Origin of the sequence: Alysiella crassa DSM 2578 (genome assembly GCF_000745955.1) — a bacterium.
GTDB classification, from domain to species: domain Bacteria; phylum Pseudomonadota; class Gammaproteobacteria; order Burkholderiales; family Neisseriaceae; genus Simonsiella; species Simonsiella crassa.
The window spans coordinates 1-2,131 of sequence record NZ_JQKH01000143.1 but is presented as its reverse complement, the minus strand read 5'-3'; the positions used below and the strand labels follow the sequence as shown (position 1 = coordinate 2,131).

3 protein-coding genes and 1 pseudogene are annotated in these 2,131 nt (G+C 34.4%); all 4 read right to left on the bottom strand.

What is annotated here, in order from left to right:
- Nucleotides 1-115: 115 nt before the first annotated feature.
- Nucleotides 116-1,030 carry a hypothetical protein gene (locus Q338_RS12395; RefSeq protein ID WP_147293728.1) on the bottom strand — a complete coding sequence of 305 codons (915 nt, stop codon included), beginning with the start codon at nucleotides 1,028-1,030 and terminating at the stop codon, nucleotides 116-118.
- 122 nt (nucleotides 1,031-1,152) lie between these two features.
- Complete coding sequence (locus tag Q338_RS12390; RefSeq protein WP_034296013.1) at nucleotides 1,153-1,359, bottom strand: hypothetical protein; 207 nt, start codon at nucleotides 1,357-1,359, stop codon at nucleotides 1,153-1,155.
- 12 nt (nucleotides 1,360-1,371) lie between these two features.
- Complete coding sequence (locus Q338_RS12385; protein WP_034296011.1) at nucleotides 1,372-1,839, bottom strand: hypothetical protein; 468 nt, start codon at nucleotides 1,837-1,839, stop codon at nucleotides 1,372-1,374.
- A 13-nt stretch (nucleotides 1,840-1,852) separates the two neighbouring features.
- Nucleotides 1,853-2,131 (bottom strand): annotated as a pseudogene (locus Q338_RS14950) (hypothetical protein); the annotation flags it as partial.

The window sequence follows — 2,131 nt, the reverse complement described above, 5'->3', positions numbered from 1 at the left end:
AATATTGTGAATGTCGGCTGAAAATAAAAAAAAGCTGGGCAAAATCCCAACTGTGTGAACCGCGTGGGCAACGAGTTGCCCACCCTACGCTTGCTTGTTATTAAAAAGTTAAAATTTATTCATTTAAATCAATATCAATATGGAAATCAGTTGCATGACCACAATTATTCATGGCTTTATAAATTAAATATCCTTTTTTATTCAAATAATTCTTATATTCATAATTGCTAGGTAATTCTGTACCCAATGGGTATCGTAATAAATTAATGTCTTCTTCATTATCATGAATACCCACATCCTCATCAATGACCCAAGCCAATGTTTTACGAAAATACAAATTTTTATATTGCTGTTCTTTATCGTCGTATTTCCATTCACCACGATTTCTATTGATAATTTCTTGTTTCATTTCATCAAAAGTAATGAATTGACAACAATCTTTGGGATAAAAATTAGTCCAATGCCCACTACGTATTATCACAGCAAAATCCATATCTCTGTTATACCATTCAGGTTTGAAAGGGTTTTCCACTCTAGGGTCAAAGGCTTCTCCTTGCCAATGTTCATCTACCAAGTGTTCAAAAGTTACTGAAATTTTGCCTGTTTTGCGCCATTCAACAACTTTGTCTATCGTATCGTATGTTTTGATTTTCCAAGGCAAGCAGCTTTTGCTACCTAATTTGGGTTTGTCCCAAAAAGGTCTGATAATTTTACAACTTTTATCATAAATATTGTCGTGTAAGCCCCAATCGGGTTCATTGCGATTATTCCATTCGTCAGCATCCCAAATTTCATCAACGTACTTTTCAAATTTTTTATGCATATATTGACTGTATATTTCTCCCCAATTCACAGGTTTGTCAGGTACGCAAGTTGGTGAACGGTCAATTTCGGGCTTGGTTTTTTGGCAGGCATTTAATAAAAATACCATGCAAACAACCTGAAAAATGGATTTAGTAAGTTTAGCAAGCGTAGGGTGGGTGCTTGCACCCACGCGTTTTGTATTTTCTCGTATTTTATTATTTTCCACTTATCTCCCCTTTTAGGCTACCTGAAAATTTTCCGCCTATTGTTATGGCATGGTTAATTTTTGTCAAGCGATTTTACATTGTGTTTTTGTAAAAAATAGCCCGATATTTCAATTGGCTGCTTTCAGGCTGCCTGAAATATCGGGGTGTGGTTGGTAGATTGAAATATTGTGAATGTCGGCTGAAAATAAAAAAAGCTGGGTAAAATCCCAACTGTGTGAACCGCGTGGGTGCGAGCACCCACCCTACGCTTGCTTAATACACCATTTCCACCATCCTGCTTCAATTTATCTAATTGTTCAGATAGTGTTGTTTTTTTATTGGCACCCATAGTAAAAACTCCTTAAATTAGGTCATAAACAAAAAATCGTTGGTAAAGAATTTTCTTGTTAAATTCAATTTTAACATGAACATATTTAACAAGTTCGCAATGTATTTTTCTAGGTTCTTCATTCGTCAGCGGTAAATCTATTTTATTTAGATAATCTTCTAAAAAAGCTTCTTTTTTATTTGCAAATGGAAAATCTCTTAATGTTAAATATACTGTATGTACAGATTCAGGAATATCATTTATTTTAAAATAAAACCCTGTATAACCCGTGCCAGCTTTATAACCCATATGTGCAAAATACAAACAACCTATCTTAATTTGATTGTTTTTAACCTGCTGCCTAGCTAAATAATCGGGTACAAATGAAGTAGGGGGACGAAATAATATAACATAAATACCAAGTAAGAATATAGGTATACCCCAAAATATTAAAAGTAATATACCTTGAACTTTCTGATTTTCCTTAATTAGCTTAAACATAGAAATATGCCTTTTAATTTCTTAAAGTTTGCAAAAATTTGCAATAAATTAATAACTCTTCTGCCCTTTTATCGCCAGCCACTTTCGCCTTTTCCAACCAATACTGGCTTTTATCCAAATCTTTGGGTAAATATTCCCCTTTAAAATAGCACCAGCCCAGTATGTACATCACTTCGGCATTGCCATTTTCGGCAATGGCTTCTAATTGCTGGAGATTTTCAGGCTGCTGGGGTAAATTTTCTAGCATGGTGCGGTATTGTTCGGTGGGATTGTCTTTATTCATGGCTTTTAT

What these genes read in the sequence shown, in the direction of transcription:
- Q338_RS12390 (WP_034296013.1), bottom strand. Translation starts at nt 1,359, where the DNA reads ATGGGTGCCAATAAAAAAACAACACTATCTGAACAATTAGATAAATTG.
- Q338_RS12385 (WP_034296011.1), bottom strand. Translation starts at nt 1,839, where the DNA reads ATGTTTAAGCTAATTAAGGAAAATCAGAAAGTTCAAGGTATATTACTT.